The sequence below is a fragment of the Flavobacterium sp. genome (genome assembly GCF_043722275.1).
In the GTDB taxonomy this organism is placed as follows: domain Bacteria; phylum Bacteroidota; class Bacteroidia; order Flavobacteriales; family Flavobacteriaceae; genus Flavobacterium.
The window spans coordinates 1-3,527 of record NZ_JAYSPC010000078.1; the positions used below are offsets into that span (position 1 = coordinate 1).

The 3,527-nt window shown below is 35.5% G+C and carries 6 protein-coding genes; 1 reads left to right on the forward strand and 5 read right to left on the reverse strand.

What is annotated here, in order from left to right; translation table 11 throughout:
- Nucleotides 1–122 precede the first annotated feature (122 nt).
- The 3 genes from ACHZDT_RS10445 to ACHZDT_RS10455 all read right to left on the reverse strand — a co-directional run bounded on the left by ACHZDT_RS10445 (nucleotide 123) and on the right by ACHZDT_RS10455 (nucleotide 2,397).
- On the reverse strand, nucleotides 123–356 hold the full coding sequence (locus ACHZDT_RS10445) for a hypothetical protein (protein ID WP_394774570.1): 234 nt from the start codon (nucleotides 354–356) through the stop codon (nucleotides 123–125).
- A gap of 433 nt (nucleotides 357–789) precedes the next feature.
- Nucleotides 790–1,299 carry a hypothetical protein gene (locus tag ACHZDT_RS10450; protein ID WP_394774572.1) on the reverse strand — a complete coding sequence of 170 codons (510 nt, stop codon included), beginning with the start codon at nucleotides 1,297–1,299 and terminating at the stop codon, nucleotides 790–792.
- Nucleotides 1,300–1,836: 537 nt separating this feature from the next.
- Nucleotides 1,837–2,397, reverse strand: a complete 561-nt coding sequence (locus ACHZDT_RS10455) for a hypothetical protein (RefSeq protein ID WP_394774573.1) — start codon at nucleotides 2,395–2,397, stop codon at nucleotides 1,837–1,839.
- Nucleotides 2,398–2,549: 152 nt separating this feature from the next.
- Here ACHZDT_RS10455 and ACHZDT_RS10460 point away from each other — a divergent pair, with 152 nt between their 5' ends.
- Nucleotides 2,550–2,681 (forward strand): hypothetical protein, encoded by a 132-nt coding sequence (locus ACHZDT_RS10460; RefSeq protein ID WP_394774574.1) that lies wholly within the window; start codon nucleotides 2,550–2,552, stop codon nucleotides 2,679–2,681.
- Here the strand turns inward: ACHZDT_RS10460 and ACHZDT_RS10465 are convergent.
- Together ACHZDT_RS10465 and ACHZDT_RS10470 are read right to left on the reverse strand one after the other, a co-directional pair.
- Nucleotides 2,665–2,979, reverse strand: coding sequence for a hypothetical protein (locus ACHZDT_RS10465; RefSeq protein WP_394774575.1), 315 nt, complete (start codon nucleotides 2,977–2,979; stop codon nucleotides 2,665–2,667). The two genes, ACHZDT_RS10460 and ACHZDT_RS10465, sit on opposite strands and share 17 nt — an antisense overlap.
- Nucleotides 2,980–3,262: 283 nt before the next feature.
- Nucleotides 3,263–3,527, reverse strand: a 265-nt coding sequence (locus tag ACHZDT_RS10470) for a fibronectin type III-like domain-contianing protein (protein WP_394774576.1), incomplete at its 5' end; no start/stop codon positions are given.

Sequence of the window (3,527 nt, forward strand, 5' to 3'; positions counted from 1 at the left end):
TATAATGAATAGCGTTATGTTAGATAGGTTAGCGTCTGCGTGTAAGCGTGGCGTTAGGGCTGTGCGAAATGTATTTAAGAAAAAAAACTGCGGAGCATCGCCCATTAAGGGCGAAATAAAAACTATCCGTATTTCTGTTTCAATAGATGAGCTATTGACAGGGCGTAAGTATGGACTTTTTCATCCATAATTGCAGTTATTCCTGATTTATTTACATTCGGGTCTCTGGATATTTCAGATAGTAAAGTGTCTTTTAGTGCCTCGATATTTGCCTCAAGTGTTATTAATTTATGAATAACCATGTCCTGAAATTCAGATTCAGGCATTGTAAAACTAAAGTCTTTTACTTCCTCCATATATTTTCGGTCTTTTAATCAATCTCCCAGTGTGGCATGGGTTTTTCTTAAATGCATTTCGATGTTAGCCCTGTGCGCCTATTTAGCATAACGACTAATTATAAGTATTTTCATGCATTGTTGCCATGATACGATTTTTTACAGTGGCAATTTAGTAAAAAATCGTATCATGGCAACATTTAAAATTATTAAAAAATGAAAATACTTATAATTATGCGTTATGTTAAGATAGGTTAGCCAGAAGCAAAGGCGTAAAAAAGTTAAGTTTGATTACAAACTTTTTTACGAAGCGTTGGCTGCATAGCTTGGAGCAGCAAGGCTTGTGAGCGGTCTTAATTGTTTTTTAAGCTGCGGAGCATTTCGTCTTAAAGCGAAAAACTTAAACAACATAATCATAAAGAATGGGAGTAACGCATAAACGAACTTTGTATGCTCAATTCTTTTTTACGGTATCTGTGGTGTTTGCCTTCGTCTGTTCAATCTTATCTCTTAGATAATAGAACTCCTGTTGTAATTGTAGTATTGTCGAGTCTTGTATTATGTCTTTTTTGTGTTGTAACTGCGTATTATCTTGTTGAGGGGTCAGCTTGGTTACTGCGAAAGATATAGCCGCAGAAAGTATCCCTAAAAATATAGCGTACCCAATTGGATTTCGGGCAATCCAAGACTGTTTTTTACACAATAAATATTCATCTTTTTTGTAGGTATCGGCGAAATCGTATTTGCCAGTTCCCCACATTAAATAAGCCACATCCCGTATGAAAGAAGTAGGAGCATCTGGGTAATTCATTTCGCTATGAATAAACCCATTCATATCAATAAGAGAACCTGTATGTTTTAGATATATAATGGCAAAATCAACAATAGTATGTTTGTCGGTTATTTTTTTAATAGGCTTCTTGAAATCCGTTCTTTCTTTTCTAAATATTTTGAAAATATTCATAATATAATCTCCTAATAGGTCTTCGCTGTGGAGTGGCAGGGGAAAAAACAATTAAGGCCGGTACACAAATAGAGTTGGCTGTGTAGCGCCTATTTACCACATAATGGCAATTATAGGACTTTTTTTGTTACAAAGCTGTCTTTTGTTGCGATTTTTTTCTCATTGCCGAAGGCAATACTGGTAGAAAAAAATCGCAACAAAAGACAGCCCAATTTTTTCGATAGAAAAATAAATTATTAAAACAACAAAAACAAGTCCTATAATTAATATTATGTTAAATAGGCGCACACCGGAAAAGAAAATAAACACGCCCACGCCACCCCAGAGCGACAACCGATTTGTTAGACCGATTATTAATGTAGAGAAATACCGCCCTATTCTTTCACAGGCAGTTCAAGTAGTTAAGAAGGATTGTTTTTCGGTAGTTGCTTTCCCAAGTCAGTTAATACATCTTGCATATATACATCAGAGATAGCCAAAACATCCCATTCAAATAATTGCAAGTGCAATAAATTTTTACGTTTATGGCAAAAAATACTACTTCAAAATCTTCACCTTTACTACGGAAGTGTCGGATACTTTTACGGAATCCTTTGGATTACATGAACGATTATCAGTTGATGGTACTTGGGGCTGTTTGCGGACAGATTCTATTATGGTCGGTGCTAATCCTATCAGGGTTGATAGAATGGATATAATCCCTGTCAATAACACTAATCTAAAAGAGTGTTTTCGGCTATTCTTTTCATTAGGTATCTGTACTTCTAACAAAGAATTTTGCAATCTTAAGTTTTGAGTTTTCAATTCCTCATTTTCATCATTGATAGATGATGCCACCGGATTCGCAGCTACTTCTTTTGCAGTAATTTCACTAACTTTTAATCTGCCGTCAAGCGTTATTTTCCATGCTTTAATCCCCAATGCCTTTTGATTTACATTGCTATCTTCATAAATGTACCCTTTTTGCAACAAGGAGTTTAATGCCTGTTCAACATCATTTTTTGGGATTTCAAGTTCTTCTGAAAGAACATCGTCAATGTTGTTTTGACTTCTTGATTTATTTAGCCTTAAGAGTATTTTGATTTCATTATCTGTCATGCGACAATATACTTCGTATATCGTACAAATGCAAATTCCCCTGGCGGGGAATCTCCTTTGATAAAACTTCGTTTTATCTTTTTATATTTACAAAGCAGCCCCTACTTGCAATAGAGGCTGCGTATTTTATAACCAGTAAAAAAAATAAGATTATGGCAAAAGCTGCTAAAACTAAAAAAATTGTAAAAGATGCTGAAACAGGAAGGTTTGCAAAAAAGTCTGACCTAACTAAAAAGCCAAAGCAGACTTATCTTCAAACCGTTCCGGTTAAGAAGAAGAAATAAACTTTAGTATCTTCTTTTTATTTTTCTGTACCCTCCATTCAAATAATTTAGGGTTACCCTCTTTATCTTCTGTGTAAACTAAAAGTTTACGCACGTTATTCCTTTTCATTTTATCCATGAACTCACGGAATAACCAATTTTGGGCATCAAACTCGGCAATCTTTGGCATAAACTTCGTTTTGCTTATATGTTTTGTTGTTTTTTCGGCAAAGCCGAATGCTCCGCAGCTTCGTGTTTTATTTTCTTTTCCTCCCAATCCACATTTGCCAACGCCACAACGAAAAAAGTTTGCAATCAAACTTAACTTTTTTCTCCCTCCGCACCCAACCTAAATAACATAATGTATAGTTATAATAATTATATATTTTTCTTTAGTTGCCGGAGTTCGTACCTCACTCCTTTTGTGCCAGCCATGTTGCGATTTTTTCTTTCATTAGTTGTCCTTCGGACAAAACGAAAAAATCGCAACATGGCTGGCATTTGTAATATATAATCAGTTATAACTTAATATTATGTTAAATAGAGTATTTGAAAGAAAAGGCTGTTAAGTGTAACAGCCCGCCCTTCTCATTTAACTCATCCTATTTTAATGTAAAGCTTCCGCTGATCCCCTCTACCGAATTGCCGCCTACCATAATATCAAATTCGCCTGGCTCAACCACAAACAAACCTTCGTTATTATAAAAGCCCAGTTCGGCTGCAGTTAATATAAATTCAACCTGGCGGGTTTCGCCTGCTTTAAGGCTGAATTTGCTGAAACCTTTTAGTTCTTTAACCGGCCTTACCACAGTGGCAATTTTATCGTGTATATATAACTGGGCAACTTCCTCACCATCCACTTTGCCG

Coding starts and splice junctions, on each gene's coding strand:
- ACHZDT_RS10445 (WP_394774570.1), bottom strand. CDS start 356: ATGGAGGAAGTAAAAGACTTTAGTTTTACAATGCCTGAATCTGAATTT.
- ACHZDT_RS10450 (WP_394774572.1), bottom strand. CDS start 1,299: ATGAATATTTTCAAAATATTTAGAAAAGAAAGAACGGATTTCAAGAAG.
- ACHZDT_RS10455 (WP_394774573.1), bottom strand. CDS start 2,397: ATGACAGATAATGAAATCAAAATACTCTTAAGGCTAAATAAATCAAGA.
- ACHZDT_RS10460 (WP_394774574.1), top strand. CDS start 2,550: ATGGCAAAAGCTGCTAAAACTAAAAAAATTGTAAAAGATGCTGAAACA.